This window comes from Corynebacterium crudilactis (assembly GCF_001643015.1).
GTDB classification, from domain to species: Bacteria; Actinomycetota; Actinomycetes; order Mycobacteriales; family Mycobacteriaceae; genus Corynebacterium; species Corynebacterium crudilactis.
In genome coordinates this window covers 2628548-2646251 of the sequence record NZ_CP015622.1, presented here as the reverse complement: position 1 = coordinate 2646251, position 17704 = coordinate 2628548, and the positions used below count along the sequence as shown (strand labels likewise).

The window sequence follows — 17704 nt, the reverse complement described above, 5'->3', positions numbered from 1 at the left end:
TGAGATGGTGAGGGGTTCAGCTTGTTGGCCAAGCTGAACCCCTCTTTTCTTTAATTAGCAGTTAACCGCTGTGAGGACTGCGAAATGGCCAATAAAAAGACAATGAGTAAATAAGCGGTTTTCTGGGGTCGAAGAAGAGGTTGAAGAATCCTCTGCACCTTGCACTCGCACCCCTAGAGTGCTAGAAAAGTAGTTAGCACTCAGCTAATTAGAGTGCCAATAATGATCATCAACTGCTTGGTGGGTGAGGTTGGTCCACACTCACTAACCGTGCCGTCGCGGGCGCCTACCGGGCAGAAGACGTGAGTGTCGTCCTACAAATATTTCAGGAGCACAAACACATGGCAAAGATCATCGCCTTTGATGAGGAAGCACGTCGTGGCCTAGAAAAGGGTCTAAATACCCTGGCTGACGCTGTTAAGGTTACTTTGGGACCAAAGGGCCGTAACGTTGTTTTGGAAAAGGCTTGGGGCGCCCCAACCATTACCAACGATGGTGTCACCATCGCACGTGAGATCGAGCTAGAGGATCCTTACGAGAAGATCGGCGCAGAGCTGGTCAAGGAAGTTGCCAAGAAGACCGACGATGTCGCAGGCGACGGCACCACCACCGCTACTGTATTGGCACAGGCTCTGGTTAAGGAAGGCCTGCGCAACGTTGCTGCTGGCTCTAACCCAATGGGCATCAAACGCGGCATTGAGAAGGCAGTTGCTCAGGTTACTGAGAAGCTGCTTGAGGCTGCAAAAGAAGTTGAGACCGAGGAGCAGATCGCTGCTACCGCTGGTATCTCCGCAGCAGACCCAGCTATCGGCGCGCAGATTGCTAAGGCAATGTACGCAGTTGGTGGCGGTCGTCTGAACAAGGATTCCGTCATTACCGTTGAAGAGTCCAACACTTTCGGTGTTGAGCTCGAGGTTACTGAGGGTATGCGCTTTGATAAGGGCTACATCTCCGGTTACTTCGCAACTGACATGGAGCGCCTCGAGGCTGTTCTGGAAGATCCATATATTCTGCTGGTTTCCGGCAAGATCTCCAATATCAAGGATCTGCTTCCACTGCTGGAGAAGGTCATGCAGTCCGGCAAGCCTTTGCTGATCATCTCTGAGGACGTTGAGGGCGAAGCTCTTTCCACCCTCGTTGTGAACAAGATCCGTGGCACCTTCAAGTCTGTTGCTGTTAAGGCTCCAGGCTTCGGTGATCGTCGTAAGGCTCAGCTGCAGGACATTGCAGTTCTTACCGGTGGCCAGGTTATCTCTGAAGAGGTCGGACTCTCCCTCGAGACCGCTGATCTGCCACTTCTGGGCCAGGCTCGCAAGGTTGTTGTCACCAAGGACGACACCACCATCGTTGATGGTGCAGGCTCTGAGGCTCAGATCGAAGGACGCGTAAACCAGATCCGCGTTGAGATCGAGAACTCTGATTCTGACTACGACCGTGAGAAGCTCAACGAGCGCCTGGCTAAGCTTGCCGGCGGCGTTGCAGTTCTTAAGGTTGGCGCTGCAACTGAGGTTGAGCTCAAGGAGCGCAAGCACCGCATCGAGGACGCTGTCCGTAACGCAAAGGCAGCTGTCGAAGAGGGCATCGTTGCAGGCGGCGGCGTAGCTCTGCTGCAGGCTGCTCACGTCTTGGACAGCGATCTGAACCTTTCCGGCGACGAAGCAACTGGCGTTCGCATCGTCCGCGAGGCTCTGACTGCACCACTGAAGCAGATTGCAGCTAATGCTGGCCTCGAGCCAGGCGTTGTTGCTGACAAGGTTTCCCAGCTCCCACAGGGCGAGGGCCTCAACGCTGCAACCGGCGAGTACGTCGACCTCATGGCTGCGGGCATCAACGACCCAGTTAAGGTCACCCGCTCCGCACTCCAGAACGCTGCATCCATCGCAGCACTGTTCCTGACTACTGAGGCTGTCGTTGCGGACAAGCCACAGCCTGCAGGCGCAGCTGGCATGCCAGGCGCAGACGAGATGGGTGGCATGGGCGGCTTCTAAGCCTTTCCACGCTGCAACTCTCACTAGCCCTCTCGCACCACAATGCGGGAGGGCTTTTGCGTGCCTAAAAACATTGCTTTTCGACGTCTGCCACCGTCATTGTGGGATTCCCCGCGCCGGGCAATGCAATCTAAAGTTCACCCGGTAGACATCTCAAATTCGTTTAAAAATGATCAAGAACACACTCATTTTTCGACCGCTACACTTAGCTGGCCTTGCAATTTACCCCTGAACGGGGGCGCTTATCTGAGTTAATTTTTTGAAGTTTCGCTTTAATCGAGCTGTAGTTAAGTAGTGTTACACCATCATGCAATTTTGCTGAAAAGTTTCCTTTTAATTCATCTAAGGAACCATTGTATCTCCAGCTCATGGAGTATTTCGGGAAATTTTCAATAAATAAATCTTTACTGGCTTTGGCTGGAAAGAGGGCTGAGAAAATTTATCGTTTCGCCTTGACGTGTTGCCAAAATGTGATTGAATAATTGAGTGACGTCCTGAGGGCGTCAGCAAACTGGCAACCATCACCAGCTCTTTTGCTGGTCCTCTCAAGGAGACCTCTCATGGATCTTTCCCTTCTTAAGGACAACCTGTCCGATTACGCTACCTTCGGCAAGAACATCGGAACCGCTCTGCAGAGCATTCCTGAGCTTCTCGGTAGCATTCTTTACTTCTTCGACAACATCGGTGACATCTCTGAGGCTACTCAGGGTGGCTTCGAAGCTCTGTCTAACTAAGACAACAATTGATTTGGCTGTTAGGTAAAGCCGCAGCCTTTCACCTTTGCACCTTAAATCAATTCTTTAAAGGAGAATTAAAATGGATAAGATTTACGAAGTTCTCGGCGAAGTTGCTTTCCTTTCCGGCGACGGCATTTTCGGTTACGGTTTCGAGTTCCTGAAGGCCTCCGGCTCTTGGGCAGAGGCAGTTTCCAAGCTTCTTGGTCTGCTCTAATTATTAATTGAGTTTTTCCCTTCGGGGTAGCTTGATTAAATTGAAAGCTCTGATTCATATTATGAATCAGAGCTTTTTGCATGCTTAAAGCATGTTGGTAGTTATATGAATTTTTTGAAGTCTCTTATTGAATTCCACATGTTAACGCGCCGAATGTGGCCTGTATGAGTAGACTTTTTAGCATGGCTGAATCCCACGAAAATGATCTTCCCGTTATCGATCTTGCCCAAATTGAAGGCTATGTAGTCGATGACTCGGATGAAGATGATCCGGTACTTCTTCGTCCAGATGGCACTGCTATCGAAACATGGCGAGAAGGTTTTCCCTATGAGGACCGCGTTACTCGCGAAGACTATGAAAAGGTAAAGCGTTCCCTCCAGATTGAGCTCCTTAAGTGGCAGAACTGGACTAAGGAAACTGGCCAGCGCCACATCATTTTGTTTGAGGGCCGTGACGCCGCTGGTAAGGGTGGCACCATTAAGCGCTTTAATGAGCACCTTAACCCTCGTGGAGCACGAACTGTGGCGTTGGAAAAGCCTTCCCCACGTGAGTCCACTTCCTGGTACTTCCAGCGTTATATTGAAAAATTCCCATCTGCAGGCGAGATTGTTTTCTTTGACCGCTCTTGGTACAACCGCTCAGGCGTGGAGCGCGTGATGGGATTTTGTACGGAATCACAGCATGCTGAGTTCCTACGTGAAGTTCCGATGCTAGAGAACATGATCCTTGGCTCTGGTATCAGCTTGACCAAGTTCTGGTTTTCTGTGACCCGCAAGGAGCAGCGCACTCGTTTTGCGATTCGTCAGGTTGATCCGGTTCGTCAGTGGAAACTTTCCCCGATGGACTTGGCTTCACTTGATCGTTGGGATGATTACACCCGTGCAAAGGAAGAACAGTTCCGTTACACCGACACTGATGAGTCTCCATGGATCACTATCAAGTCGAATGACAAGAAGCGTGCTCGTATTAATGCGATGCGTTATGTCTTGTCTAAGTTTGATTACACCGACAAAGATTATGAACTTGTTGGCGTTCCTGATCCAAAGATTGTGCTTCGTGGGCGCGATCAGATCGGTGATTAAGTCTTAGGTTTTAAATCTAAAAGTGCCTTGGCTCAGTGGAGAAATTACTGAGCCAAGGCACTTTTGGTTGTTATGCTTAAGCGGCTGCTGCCTCTTTTTCGGAAATGTTTTTGCGAAGGAAGCTGCTGGAAATGATGAAGATCGCACCGATTATTGCCCAGCACGCTAGCACGGCGAGCGATCTGGTGCCTCCATTTCCATCGAAGAATGCTGCTGAGCGTAGTAGGTCTCCAGTCGCTCCGATGGGGAGATATTGGCCGATGATGCCCCATGGTTTCGGTAGCCACCACCAGCCAGTGGCAAGGCCGGATAATGGGTTTGCAATGAAAATTGTCAGTATTGCGCCGAGTCCGACTCCTGGGATGCCAATGAGTGCGCCGAGTCCTGTCACTAGAAGGGATGTTGCTGCAATGCCAAGGCTGATCGTGGCACTAATGGCCCAGAATGAAGACTCTGCAGAGAAGAGGTTATAGCCGTAGTACATGATGCCTGTGACAACGAAGCCTGCAATGATGCTGATTGCTAGGGATCCGATAAGTTTTCTCCAGGAGTGTCCCTTAAGGAGCAGTGTGAGGAGAGCTGCGGAAATCATGCCGCCAAATGCTAGTGGTAGTCCGAGGACTGCAATACCGGCTCCTTGGGGATCATTTTCACTTAGAGGTGCGAGTTCTTCTACGGTTACTTGCTGGCCTTGAGTTTGGAGTCCTGTGGCTAACTGGGTGAGAATCGCGGTATAGGGAGAACCGTTTCCGGAAGCGGTGTACACCGTTGTGGTTTGTGCTTCTGGATTAATTGCTATGCCGCCGATTACGGCGCGTGTGGAAATTTCATCTTTCACATCGTCCGCAGATGTGTACTCCTGAACGTCGAATGCTCCAGGTAGCTGGGCATCAAGATTAGTTTTTAGTTGTTCAGCTACGGGGCGGGGGCAGAAACTGCAAGGGGGAGATCTTTGGCTCCTGAGGCGGTGGATGGTGCCAGGAATGCAAAGAGCATTAGGGCGATGACAACTGGAATGCCAAAACTGAGTGCTAGAACTTTGACCCAGGGGTTTTTCTCAGCGGGGTCTGCTGGTGTCATGGTTGCTCCTCAACTAGACTGAGTGGAACACTTTGTTCCACTTAATAAATGGAACATATCATTCCATTTAGCTTTTAGGCAAGGGGAAACATGCGCGCAGATGCACAAGCAAAGCGAGAAATAATCGCACAAGCTGCAAAAGAGTTGATTCTTCGGGAAGGAATTGATATTTCTTTTCGGCAAATCGCAGCTGAAGCGAGCGTCGGTGTTGCTACTGTTCATCGCCATTTTCCAACGAAATTTGAGCTGTTAAAGGCTGTTATGCCGAAAATACTGGGTGATGCCAGCGCGATATTGATGAAAAATGAAGTGCGTTGGGAATCAGATCCACGTGCAGCATGGCGGGAGGCAGTTATTCAATTAGCGGAAATGGCAGCGGTTTTGCTCAAAGATAGCATTATTGTCGCGCTTGCTGAAGATCCTGAAGCTGTAGCAATTCGAACAATTCTTCTGGATGATCTCCAAGATCTTTTAGCTTCACTACTTAAAAAGGCAACCATGCATGGATATGTCTCCGAAGAATTAACACCTTTACAGTTCCATCTTGGATTGGGCAGTGTATCGCGTCCGCTGCCGGAGAAAGTGACCGAGATGGTGCCAGGATATTCCAGCTGGGCAGTAGAAAACTTTATGGCAGGATTAGAAGCAACGGCGAAGAAAAACCTTGGGGAGTGAAATCTCTCAAATAGGAGCCAGCAGCTGATCGCGTACTGGTAGAAAGCAGAATGAAATAATGCACTCACGTCTTAAACTCGGAGTACTGCCGGCAGAACTCCATCAACAGCTTCTCAATCTCACTACCAATATGAAATCTTCCTCAGCGGATGTGGCTGAGAGAGTAAGCGTTGACGCACCGTTTACTGGTGAAGTAATTGGTGAGGTGTTGGTGGGGGATGCGCAAGACGTGAGTCGAGCTTTTCAGCTCTCCAGAGGCGCACAGAAGCTGTGGGCAGAAATGCCGATGTCTGAGCGTAAAAGAATTTTCTTGAAATTCCATGATCTGGTGTTGAAAAACCGTGAGCTGTTGATGGATTTCGTGCAGCTGGAGACTGGAAAGAACCGGGCGTCGGCAGCCGATGAAGTGTTAGATGTTGCTATTACCACCCGCTATTACGCCAATAAAGCAGAGAAGTTCCTATCGGATAAGAAGCATCCAGGGGCTTTGCCAATAGTGACGAAAAATATGCAGCAGCATGTTCCAAAGGGGGTGGTGGGGCAGATTACCCCGTGGAATTATCCACTGACACTGGGGATTTCTGATGCAGTTCCAGCTCTGCTAGCTGGCAATGGAGTGGTTGCTAAACCAGATCTTGCGACACCGTTTTCTTGCCTGATCATGGTGCATTTGCTCATTGAGGCAGGGCTTCCGGCTGAACTGATGCAAGTTGTTACTGGCTCCGGTGAAGTTGTGGGTGGGGAAATTGCGAAGCAGTGTGATTTTCTTATGTTCACGGGCTCAACAGCAACTGGCCGGATTCTTGGACGCCAAATGGGGGAGCGTTTGGTGGGGTTCTCTGCCGAATTGGGCGGTAAAAACCCCTTGATTGTGTCTAAAGATGCTGACTTAGACAAGGTCATAGCCGATCTTCCACATGCGTGTTTCTCTAATTCTGGGCAACTCTGTGTGTCGATTGAGCGCATCTATGTTGAAGAAGAAGTCTATGACGAGGTAGTTACTCGTTTTGTGGAGGCTGTTAAAGCAATGCCTTTGGGGGCTGGGTTTGACTGGAAATATGCGATGGGTTCGTTGATTAGTGAAACCCATGTGGCGCGGGTGTCGCAGTTTGTTGAGCAAGCTAGGGCAGAAGGCGCAAACGTATTGTGCGGTGGAAAAGCGCGAGCAGATTTAGGTCCGTATTTCTATGAACCAACGGTCTTGGTAGATGTTGCGGAACATACGGCTTTGCGTACGGAAGAAGTATTTGGGCCAGTGGTGTTTGTCGAAAAGGTCGCGTCACTGGAACAGGCGATAGAAAAGGCGAATGCCACTTCTTATGGCTTGAATGCTTCCGTATTTGCCGCGAGTGATACGGGAAACTGGGTGGCTCGGCGATTGAGAGCGGGAGCTGTTGGAATCAATGATGGCTATGCCGCAACGTGGGCTAGTGTGTCCACACCTTCAGGCGGCATGAAGCAATCGGGGTTGGGACGGAGACATGGCGCTGAGGGAATTTTAAAGTACACAGAAATTAAGAATGTGGCAGAGCAACGCTGGATATCGATGCGAGGACCTGCAAAGATACCGCGGAAGGTTTATTCAGATACCGCCGCTACGGCGTTGAAGCTGGGTAAAATGTTCAAGATTTTGCCATAACAAAAGCCGGATCCTTGGCTCAAGGATCCGGCTTTTGGTGTTTTAGGAGTTAAATCCAGGGTTCAATTGGGTTTCCCTGCCAGCGGGTATGCGCTGGCACCTGATCGCCGCGCATCACCAGAGAGCCTGGGCCGATGGTGGCGGAGGCGTCGATAAGCGAGGCCGGTAGGGCAACGGAATGGTCCGCTAGGGTGGCGCCGTCAGCGATGGTCACCGTATCCAGGCTCATGACGCGGTCCTGGAAGAGGTGCGTTTGCACCACGACACCAGGGCCGACGGTAGCGCCCTTGCCGATGTAGCAAAGATCGGTTTCCGGTAGCCAATAGGACTCAATCCATGCGCCGCGGCCGATGTGTGCGCCAAGTGCGCTCAAGCCTAAGTTGAGGGCACCATGGCCCAGGTTTGGTATGAGGAACCATGGACCGGCCACAGATTCCACGAACGCATCTTGGAGCTCATTGAGCCAGACAAAGCGGCTCCAGAGCGGATGCTCCGAGGCTTTATGCTTGCCGACGCACACCCACTTCACGAGCACCGTGATCGCCATGGCGAGCACACCAACGGCCATGAGGATTACTCCACCAAGCAACCAGGAGATCCACATGTTGAATTCCTGAAGCAGGTATTGCATGAGCAGCAGTGAGGTTGCCACCAACACACCAGAAGTCATTGGTGCTAGTAGTCGGGCAGTTTCCACCACACCACGTGCAAATTTCACGCCGAAACCAGGGTTGTAGGTCTTTGCTTCGCCCTCATCAACTTCGACAGTCACACGACGCATGCGCTCTGGTGGAGAACCCCACCAGTTGGAATTCGCCTTCGCCTTTTTCGGAGTGGAAGACAGTACGGCAACGAGGGAGTTCTTCGCCAGCTTGCGCTCTGGGCCCGCGATACTGGAGTTGCCCAGGAAGGAACGCTTACCAACACGAGTTTCACCACTGAGTAGCCAACCATTGCCCAGCTCATAGCCACCGATGAGGGTGTCATCTGCGAGGAATGCGCCTTCGCGGATATCAGCGAGCTTTGGCACCATCACGGCGGTAGAGATTTCTACGTCCTTGCCGATCTTGGCACCTAAGCTGCGGAACCATAATGGGGTCAGCTGGGATGCATAAAGAGGGAAGAGGTAGGTGCGGGCATCGTCCATGAGACGTTCAACAGCCCATACCTGCCAGCCCAGGCGGGAGCGCACAGGAGTGACTCCACCACCCTTGATACCGATCTGCAGTAAACGGACAAGCACCCAAATGATTACGGTGTACGTGAAGAATGCAGCCAGTGCGCCAACCGCAGAGAAAACCAGCACTCCCCAGATAGGAGATAGTAGAGAGAGCATGGCCAGCCACAAGGTCACAGCGGCGCCGGCACCTAAAGCAATCAACGGCAGCAGGGACAACACAATGGAGGTTGCGCCGAATACTGGAACCCACCGTGAATTGCGAGGAGGATGAGATTCTGGGAAGCGGTGCTTTGCGCGACCCACTTTTTGAGCAGGGGAGCCAGCCCAACGGGAACCAGGCTTGATGGTCTTATCACCCGTAACGGTGGAACCAGGCAGCAGGTGCGCGCCTTCGCCAATAATTGTGCCAGGAAGCAGCGTGGAGCGTGCACCAATACGTGCATTATCGTGCACTTCGGTGGAGCCAACGTGCAAAATATCGCCGTCTAGCCAGTAGCCACGAAGGTCTACTTCCTGCTCAATGGAGACGTTATTGCCCAAGGTCAGCAAGCCGGTGATCGGTGGTAGCGAGTGGAGATCAACACCCCTGCCCATCTTCACGCCCAAAGCGCGCGCGAAATAGTTCACCCACGTTGCGCCAGAGATATTGCGGGAACCAGAAGCATCTGCCAAACGCTCAGCTGCCCAAATACGCAGGTGGACGGAACCACCGCGTGGATATTGGCCAGGAGTAAGTCCTCTGGTGATCAAACGCGCGCCCCAACCGCCGATGGGAAGACGCCCAATTGGAGTGGCAAAGACAATAATCATGCCAAGCACAATCCACCAGGACACATGAACAGCCCACTCGAAGCCCAGCGCGGACATGATGTTATTGCCCAGCAACAGCCATGCGATCCACTGTGTAGCTTGAAGCGTCATGATCGGAACCTGAATGAGGGTCTGTGCAAAACGAGTACCAAAAGATACCGGCTTTACGACGCGTTCCTCAACCTGGTTTGGCGCTTCCAAAGAAATGCCGGTATCGCTAGCGATTGTTTCAATGCGTTCTGCAAATTTTTCCAAACGAGGATGATCATAAAGATCACGCACTGCAGCGGTTGGAACCTTTTCGCGGACTCGACCAACGAGTGTGGCCGCGGCCAGGGAAGTGCCACCAAGTGTGAAGAAATCAGCATCCTTGCTGCCCACAGACGTACCGAGGATATCCACCCACATCTGAGCCAGCCAAGCTTCAGTATCACTGAGATCATTGGCTTCAACAACAGTGCCAGGAAGTGGCCACGGCAGGGATTTCTTATCTACCTTGCCAGAGGTGGTTACTGGCAGATCGTCCATCACATGGATGCGCGGAACAAGAGCCGCCGGCATGGTTTCGGTGAGACGGTTAGCAGCGCTCTCGTGATCGAAAGCGGTGGAATCATCTTCCAAAGAAACATAAGCAACGAGTACTTTTTGGTCTGCGCCAGTAGTTTGCACCACGACAGCAGAAGAACGCACATTAGGAAGCGCTGCCACATTGGCATCCACTTCGCCGAGTTCGATGCGTCGACCGCCGATTTTCACCTGATCATCAACACGGCCCACAAAGTAGAGGCCATCTTCTTCCAAGCGAACGTGGTCACCAGAACGGTAGGCACGAGACCAGCCCACAGATTTCAGAGGTGCATACTTTTCGCGATCTTTTTCTGGATCAAGATAACGAGCAAGACCCACACCGCCGATGACCAGTTCGCCGACTTCGCCGATTTCCACAGGATCGCCAGCATCATTGACAACAACAAGATCCCAGCCAGCTAAAGGCAGCCCAATTCCTACTGGTTTACCTGCATAGAGTTGAGTTCCGCAGGCAACCACCGTTGCTTCGGTCGGGCCGTAAGTGTTCCACACCTCGCGGTCAGGCGTCGATAAGCGTTCGACGAGTTCCTGTGAGCAGGCTTCACCGCCGACGATGAGGAGGCGAACCTGGGACAAGGCTTCTGCTGGCCACAGGCCAGCCAAAGTTGGGACGGTGGAGACAACGCTGATATCGCGACGAATCAACCATGGACCCAAGTCCATTCCGGAACGCACCAAGGAGCGGGGCGCCGGCACAAGACAGGCGCCATGGCCCCAGGCCAACCACATTTCTTCACAGGAAGCATCAAAGGCTACAGACAAACCTGCAAGTACTCGATCTTCTGGGCCAAGAGGTCCGGAAGGGTGATCAACTAAGAACATTTGTGCTTCGGCATCCACGAAAGCGGCAGCCGAACGGTGGGAAACTGCCACGCCCTTAGGCTTTCCAGTGGAACCGGAGGTGAAAATAATCCACGCAGTATCTTCCAGGCGCGGAGGGCGGGTATCGCCACCAGCCGTTGGGCGGATGATATGGAAGCCGGAAGCATCGAAAAGCGCATTAATATTCGCTTCGCCGAAAACCATTTCAGCGCGCTCTTCAGGGTCATCCGCATCCACAGGCACATATGCAGCACCTGCGGCGAGAGTAGCCAAAATAGAGATATACAGATCACGCGTACCAGAAGGCATACGGATACCAATGCGGTCGCCACGCCGAATTCCCTGCTCATGCATGGAAGCAGCCAAAGCAGTGACTTCTTCCATTAACTCTGCATAGGTCAACACCTGGCCATCGTCGATTGCTGCGGCCTCAGGATATGTGGAGGCCACGGTTTCTAAGACGTTCCACAAGGTGCGCTTCGGCGGAGCCTGCGCGGACCTGAGGAACTGTGCTGGAACACTGCTCAATGCCACGTTTCGTTTAGTCCTCTTCGGTTGAGATAATTGCTGCGGCCAACTTACGAAGGTGCTTCAACTGCTTAGATGTAGATTCATCCAATGCAGCATCCTCTGCCACCAGCACAACTTTGTGCAGCTCCGCTTGGGCGGCTTTTCCCTTCTTTGTTGATGCAACAATTTGGCGACGACGGTCTTTAGGATCACGTTCCCGTTTAGCCCAGCCGCGCACCTCAAGTGAATCAACGAGTCTGACCATATCCGATGCATCGATGGCCAGCAGCTCACAGAGAACTGACTGACTTGCAGCATCAGAATGAACCAGACATGTAAGCGTCCAGAATTCCCTCATCGTGGTCTCATGTTTAGCCAATTCGGCCTCTACATGATCACGAGTGCGACGCCGAAGCCGCTCAAGTTGATAGCTCGGAGACTCTAATAACTCGGTGGGAATATCTGGATGCGTAGCCATGTTTATAAGCGTAACTCCAACAATGGGACTTCGCGAATTATGGGAGAATCCCACTATTTTTATTCCTGGGCTATTTTTATAAAATTCCTGGTTAGGGCATGGTTTTTTAATGGTACGATCTAGAACTATTTTTGCATTGAAATGAAAAATCTCGAGGTCTACTTGAGGGTGGGCTATGAGGGTTGGTGTGTTCGGGGCTTTGTAGGAGGCTTTGTTGGTAGCTTTGTGGGCATGAAAAATCCCGGTATCTGACGTGAATTTAGATACCGGGATCTTTTTGGATGTGAGGTTTTATGCCTCTGTAGGTAGTCCTGCAGCGACCCATCCGTCGGTGCCACCGTTTACATTGATGGCCTCAATGCCACGCTGTTCAAGGTATTCAGCAACCTGAGCGGAGCGTCCACCCAGCTTGCAAATGACATAAACATCGCGGTCCAAATCGATCTCATCAATGCGGCCAACGAACTCGCTCATAGGAATGTTGACGGCACCTTGCGCGCGAACCTCTGCGTATTCATCGGTCTCACGAACATCAATCAGCTGTGCGCCTGTTGGGACTTCGTTGACTGCTACTTCCTTCATGTGAGAAGAACTCCTTTGTTGAATAAATACTTGAAATAGTTTGTCCCCAAAGGTTAGTCGTCACTCCAGATGATTGCGAGAAGTCTGGTGTTTTAGTTTGAGTGTGGGATAGTTACGTGCCTCACACCCCCAATTGGGGCCGGGTATTTATCGTGCTCACCGGGGCTTTCCTGCATTTAACTAGCATGGCGGATAGATCCATGCGGTCGACCTTGCGCCTGACCGTCCACTTTTAGGGACTAGGAGTACAGCATGAGAACACCACAGAATATCGTCATCATCGGCGGTGGTTTAGCCGGAGCGAAGACGGCAGAGGCACTGCGTGAAAATGGGCATGAAGGCTCCATCACGCTCATCGCGGGAGAAGATCATCTGCCTTATGAACGTCCGCCACTGTCAAAGGGCTACATGGCTGGAAAAGTGGGCTTTGACAAGGCGATTGTCCATTCAGCTGAGTGGTATCAAGAACACAATGTCATCTTGCGTCAAGGTGTGCGAGCGACAGCAATTGATGCTGGCTCCCATCAGGTCACCGTTGATGATGGCGGAAACGTTGAGACCATCGACTACGACAAACTGGTTCTTGCTACGGGTTCAGCAGTGCGAAAACTTCCTTTACCAGGAGCTGATGCCTCCAACGTGCACTACTTACGCACCGTGGAAGACTCCGATGCGATCAAGGGAACCTTCGGCGAAGGCAAAAAGCTCGTGCTCATTGGCGGCGGTTGGATCGGACTCGAAGTTGCCTCAGCAGCACGAGGTGCCGGCACCGATGTCACTGTTTTGGAAGGTGGAAAGCTCCCACTTCTGAAAGTCCTTGGTGAAACTGTTGCGCAAGTCTTTGCTGACCTGCACGTGGCAAACGGTGTTGATCTGCGCACAGAGGTGAAAATTACTGACATTGTCACAGAAGATGGTCGTGCTGTTGGCGTGCGATTAGATGATGGTGAAGTGGTTTATGCAGACGCGATAGTCATCGGAATCGGTGTCGTTCCCGTGATCGACCTCGCGGAATCTGCTGGCCTTGATACCGACAATGGTGTTTTGGTGGATGCAACTTTACGTACCAGCGACCCTGATATCTATGCCATTGGAGATATCGCCAACCACGATCACCCAGTTCTAGGCCACCGCATCCGAGTCGAGCACTGGGCCACCGCGTTGAATCAACCGGCCGCCGCAGCAAAATCCCTGCTCGGCGTAGAGACAGAGTTCACCAACCTGCCCTACTTCTTCACGGATCAATTCGATTTGGGCTGTGAATACGTCGGCCATGCCACCGGTTCGCAGGAGAAGGTATTCATCCGTGGAGACCTTGAAACACGAGAGTTTGTCGCCTTCTGGGTTGATGCTGAGAACCGAATCCTCGCCGCGATGAACGTGAATGTGTGGGATGTTCCTGACCAAGTTAAACCACTCATCGCATCAGGTAAGAGCGTGGACACCGAGAAGTTAGTGGATCTAGAAGTTCCTTATTCAGAGCTCTAAGCAGTGTGTGTGATGGCCATGCTGCCCTTTTTTGAAAGGGTGGGCGTGGCCTTTTCTTGTCTGGATGCGGGGTGGGTTGGAAATCGCTCTTGCATTTTTCGGAAGATTTGATCTAGAGTAAATTTTAGTTACATAAGCAACAGTCTATCAGGGTTGTTATTCCAGTCACTGGAAGCAAAACCTGGTCACCAAACGCTGAATGTGCCTCCTTTTTTGGGACGCATTTTCACCACCGGTGGCCAGGTTTTTTGCATTTCAGAAACGGATGGAAAGCAGTCCTTAAAAGTTTTAAGGGAGGTCCATCATGGCCACAAAAGTGGATTATCAAGCCCTTTCGGGTGAGATAATGTCGCGCATCGGTGGGGAAGACAACGTTTCCTCGGTTGTTCACTGCGCAACTCGTCTGAGGTTCGTGCTCAAAGATCGCTCCAAAGCGAACGATGACGATATTAAGAAGCTGCCAGGTGTTATCACCGTGGTGGAATCCGGTGGTCAGTTCCAAGTCGTGATTGGTAATAACGTTCCTCTGGTTTATGCAGCACTGCCTGCATCGATCACCGCAGATTCAGAAGGTGTTGCGCAAGGTGGAGGTTCTGGAAACTTCCTCGGCAAAGCTGTTGATATCGTCTCTTCCATCTTTGCTCCGATTCTGGGCCCAATGGCTGGTGTCGGTATCCTCAAAGGCCTTCTCGCTGTTGCCGCTGCTGCACACTGGGTGGATACCACGTCCACCACTTATCAAATTCTTTATGCTGCAGGCGACGCCTTCTTCATGTTCTTGCCGATCATTTTGGCGATTACCGCGGCACGTAAATTTGGTGCCAATGTCTTCACTTCGGTAGCCCTCGCTGGTGCGTTGTTGTACACGCAGCTCCAGGCAGTAACAGTATTGGTTGATGGTGAAGTTCAATCAATGACTTTGTTGGCTTTCCAAAAGGCTGGCAATGACGTCACCTTCTTAGGCATCCCAGTAGTCCTGCAGTCTTATACCTCCACTGTTATTCCGATCATCATCGCAGTGTGGGTGCAGTCGCTGCTGGAACGCCAAGTGGCTAAAGTGCTGCACGAGTCGATCCGAAACTTCATCCTTCCCATGGTTGTATTGGCTGTCATGGTGCCACTTACCTTGGCAACACTTGGACCTGCAGGTGTATGGCTCGGCGACGGTTTGGCAGCGATCCTGCAATCGGCTTACGATTTCTCCCCAATTGTTTCCGGCATTCTCATTGCGATGTTGTGGCAGATCATGGTTATCTTTGGAGTGCACTGGGGTATCGTCCCAGTATTCATCAACAACATTTCCATCAACGGGTTCGACCCACTTAAGGCGGCGTGTTTCCCTGCAGTGCTGTCCCAAGCTGGTGCAGCGTTTGGTCTGTTCCTTCGACTCCGCGACAAACAGCAAAAAGCACTGTCGGGTTCAGCAGCACTTGCCGGCATTTTCGGAATTACAGAACCTGCCGTCTACGGTGTGACTCTTCCTCGAAAGCGTCCTTTTGTTATCGCTGTGATCTCTGCAGGTGTGGGTGGCGCGATCATCGGTGCAACCTCCACCATGGTTTATGGAACTGGCGCACCAGGTCTGTTGACTCTTCCAATCGGCATTGATCCTTCCGGTACCAACAACACCATCGGCTGGCTAGTTGGTGGCACCGCAGTGTCTTTCGTTCTCGCAGCTGTCCTTACTTATTTCTTTGGAATGACAAAAGAAGACCTGGCAAAGGATGCCGCTGCAGCAGCAGATCAGAAGTTGGCAGCAGAGGTTGATGCGGCAGCAGATTCAGAAGAAACTGCACCTGCCACGGAAAGCGAGCTCACCTCCGTCACTTTGAACGCTCCGGTGGAAGGCACCTTGCTGTCCTTGACTGAAGTAAACGATCCAGTATTCCGCAGTGGAAAAATGGGTGACGGCATCGCTGTTCTGCCAACCACTGGAAAAATCTACGCTCCATGCGATGCAGTAGTGAAAGTAGCCATGAAAACCGGTCATGCTTTCGGACTTAGGGCTGCTGGGGGAGTGGACGTGCTCATCCACATCGGCATCGATACGGTTTCCCTTGCTGGCGAAGGTTTTATCACCCATGTTCAACGAGGTGAGAGCGTTAAAGCTGGAGATCTCTTGGCAGAAGTTGATTTGGAGCTGCTCCGCGAAAAGGGTTTGGATCCGTCAACGATCATGCTGGTGACAAATTCCTCTAAATTTAACGTTGAAACCTCTACGGAGTTCGGCCCAGTGGACATCGGTAAGGAGTTGATTCAGGTTCAGCCTGCTGACACCTCTGCAGACCCAACAGCTCAACTAACAGCACACGCTTAAAACCATCGGATTCCTTCTTCATCTCTAGGGTTAGGGAAGGAATCTTGGCACGAGTCCACATACTTGCATTAATACAGAAAGATTTCGGTAACTATGCACATTTCTAAACTTCCTCCATTCCCAGAAGACTTCCTGTGGGGAGCATCTACCTCTGCGTACCAAACTGAAGGTGCGTGGAATGAAGATGGCAAGGGACCTTCGGTGATCGATGTCCGCGAAAGCTACCCAGAGGGTACGTGCGATTACACCGTGGCAACCGATACTTACCACCACGTGGAAGAGGACGTTGCACTGTTCGCGGAGTTGGGTCTTAAAACCTACCGTTTCTCTATCGCGTGGACTCGTATTATTCCTGATGGCGATGGTGAGGAAAACCCTGCGGGTATCGCCTTCTACCACCGCCTTATTGATGAGCTCCTGAAATACGGCATTGAACCACTAGTGACCATGTACCACTTTGATCTTCCAGCAGCGTTGGATGACAAGGGTGGCTGGGGAAGCCGCGACACCATTGATGCTTTTGAGCGTTTCGCTAAGATTTTGTTCCGTGAATATGGATCAAAGGTAAAGCGCTGGCTGACCATCAATGAGCAAAACATGATGATTCTGCACGGCGATGCCTTGGGAACCACCAAGCTTCGCGGCTTGGAAGCAAAGAAGGATCTGTACCAGCAGAATCACAATATGTTTGTAGCTCAGGCCAAAGCGATGATTGCCTGCCACGAGATGTTGGATGATGCTCTGATTGGACCTGCCCCCAACATCGCTCCTGTGTACGCAGCAACTGAGGCTCCACAAGATGTGGTGACTGCTGATAATTGGTGGGCAATTCGCAACTGGCTGTACCTGGATTTGGCTGTTCGCGGTGAATACAACGGCATCGCATGGGCGTACCTGACTGAGCGCGGTTGGGAACCCACGATTGAGGACGGTGACATGGAGATCATGAAGGCCGCCAAGCCTGATTTCATTGCTTTCAATTACTACAACTCTCAAACCGTGGCTGCGATTGGGGAAGGTGAAGAAATCAATGATGGCAGCGGTGACCAGCAGATCGCCTGGGGTGAGAAGGGCCTATACAAGGCAGTAAAGAACACTCACCTGGAGATCACCAACTTTGGATGGGGCATTGATCCGAATGGTTTCCGTACCGTCATGCGCCAGATTTGGTACCGCTACCGTTTGCCCATGATCTTGACGGAAAACGGACTCGGTGAATTCGACACCTTGACTGAGGACGGCCGCGTTCATGATGATTACCGCATTGAATATTTAGCCAAGCATATTGAACAGATCCAATATGCTCTTGCAGAGGGCGTTGAAATGTTTGGTTACTGCCCGTGGTCGGCTATCGATTTGGTGTCGACCCACCAAGGTGTAGCCAAGCGTTATGGATTCATTTATGTTGATCGCACGGATTCGGATCTGAAGTCTTTGGCGCGTATCCGGAAGGACTCTTTCTTCTGGTACCAAGGCGTGATCGCCAATAAGGCATTAAGTACGCCTGAGTAAGA

14 protein-coding genes are annotated in these 17704 nt (G+C 51.6%); 9 read left to right on the top strand and 5 right to left on the bottom strand.

Going from position 1 to position 17704, the window contains the following annotated elements:
* Window positions 1–341 precede the first annotated feature (341 nt).
* From groL to ppk2, 4 genes are all read left to right on the top strand, one after another.
* Window positions 342–1988 (top strand): chaperonin GroEL, encoded by a 1647-nt coding sequence (gene groL, locus ccrud_RS12260; RefSeq protein WP_066568222.1) that lies wholly within the window; start codon window positions 342–344, stop codon window positions 1986–1988.
* 560 nt (window positions 1989–2548) lie between these two features.
* Entirely contained in the window at window positions 2549–2722 is a 174-nt protein-coding gene (locus tag ccrud_RS15445; RefSeq protein WP_157776026.1) for a PorH family porin, read from the top strand.
* 82 nt (window positions 2723–2804) lie between these two features.
* Window positions 2805–2939, top strand: a complete 135-nt coding sequence (locus ccrud_RS12255) for a porin (RefSeq protein ID WP_066568219.1) — start codon at window positions 2805–2807, stop codon at window positions 2937–2939.
* Window positions 2940–3121: 182 nt separating this feature from the next.
* Window positions 3122–4021 (top strand): polyphosphate kinase 2, encoded by a 900-nt coding sequence (gene ppk2, locus ccrud_RS12250; protein ID WP_066568213.1) that lies wholly within the window; start codon window positions 3122–3124, stop codon window positions 4019–4021.
* A gap of 76 nt (window positions 4022–4097) precedes the next feature.
* On the opposite strand, the gene ccrud_RS12245 is transcribed toward ppk2, so the two are convergent.
* Together ccrud_RS12245 and ccrud_RS15440 are read right to left on the bottom strand one after the other, a co-directional pair.
* Complete coding sequence (locus tag ccrud_RS12245; protein WP_245670268.1) at window positions 4098–4859, bottom strand: threonine/serine exporter family protein; 762 nt, start codon at window positions 4857–4859, stop codon at window positions 4098–4100.
* A 77-nt stretch (window positions 4860–4936) separates the two neighbouring features.
* Window positions 4937–5101, bottom strand: a complete 165-nt coding sequence (locus tag ccrud_RS15440; RefSeq protein WP_157776025.1) for a hypothetical protein — start codon at window positions 5099–5101, stop codon at window positions 4937–4939.
* Window positions 5102–5191: 90 nt separating this feature from the next.
* Between ccrud_RS15440 and ccrud_RS12240 the strand changes: the two genes are divergently transcribed.
* On the top strand, window positions 5192–5776 hold the full coding sequence (locus ccrud_RS12240; protein ID WP_066568207.1) for a TetR/AcrR family transcriptional regulator: 585 nt from the start codon (window positions 5192–5194) through the stop codon (window positions 5774–5776).
* A 58-nt stretch (window positions 5777–5834) separates the two neighbouring features.
* Complete coding sequence (locus ccrud_RS12235) at window positions 5835–7415, top strand: succinic semialdehyde dehydrogenase (RefSeq protein ID WP_066568205.1); 1581 nt, start codon at window positions 5835–5837, stop codon at window positions 7413–7415.
* 49 nt (window positions 7416–7464) lie between these two features.
* Here ccrud_RS12235 and ccrud_RS12230 read toward each other — a convergent pair whose 3' ends face one another.
* The 3 genes from ccrud_RS12230 to ccrud_RS12220 form a co-directional block, all read right to left on the bottom strand.
* The gene (locus tag ccrud_RS12230) at window positions 7465–11349 is read right to left on the bottom strand and encodes a Pls/PosA family non-ribosomal peptide synthetase (protein WP_066568203.1); all 3885 of its coding nucleotides are present in this window, start codon (window positions 11347–11349) and stop codon (window positions 7465–7467) included.
* Between the two features lie 7 nt (window positions 11350–11356).
* Window positions 11357–11803 carry a MarR family winged helix-turn-helix transcriptional regulator gene (locus ccrud_RS12225; RefSeq protein ID WP_066568201.1) on the bottom strand — a complete coding sequence of 149 codons (447 nt, stop codon included), beginning with the start codon at window positions 11801–11803 and terminating at the stop codon, window positions 11357–11359.
* Window positions 11804–12094: 291 nt separating this feature from the next.
* On the bottom strand, window positions 12095–12385 hold the full coding sequence (locus ccrud_RS12220) for a rhodanese-like domain-containing protein (protein ID WP_066568193.1): 291 nt from the start codon (window positions 12383–12385) through the stop codon (window positions 12095–12097).
* A gap of 252 nt (window positions 12386–12637) precedes the next feature.
* Between ccrud_RS12220 and ccrud_RS12215 the strand changes: the two genes are divergently transcribed.
* The 3 genes from ccrud_RS12215 (at window position 12638) to ccrud_RS12205 (ending at window position 17702) form a co-directional block, all read left to right on the top strand.
* Window positions 12638–13873: an NAD(P)/FAD-dependent oxidoreductase gene (locus ccrud_RS12215; protein ID WP_066568191.1), complete on the top strand. Its 1236-nt coding sequence runs from the start codon at window positions 12638–12640 to the stop codon at window positions 13871–13873.
* 304 nt (window positions 13874–14177) lie between these two features.
* Window positions 14178–16190 (top strand): beta-glucoside-specific PTS transporter subunit IIABC, encoded by a 2013-nt coding sequence (locus ccrud_RS12210; protein WP_066568189.1) that lies wholly within the window; start codon window positions 14178–14180, stop codon window positions 16188–16190.
* Window positions 16191–16283: 93 nt separating this feature from the next.
* Window positions 16284–17702 (top strand): glycoside hydrolase family 1 protein, encoded by a 1419-nt coding sequence (locus ccrud_RS12205; protein ID WP_066568179.1) that lies wholly within the window; start codon window positions 16284–16286, stop codon window positions 17700–17702.
* Window positions 17703–17704 lie beyond the last annotated feature (2 nt).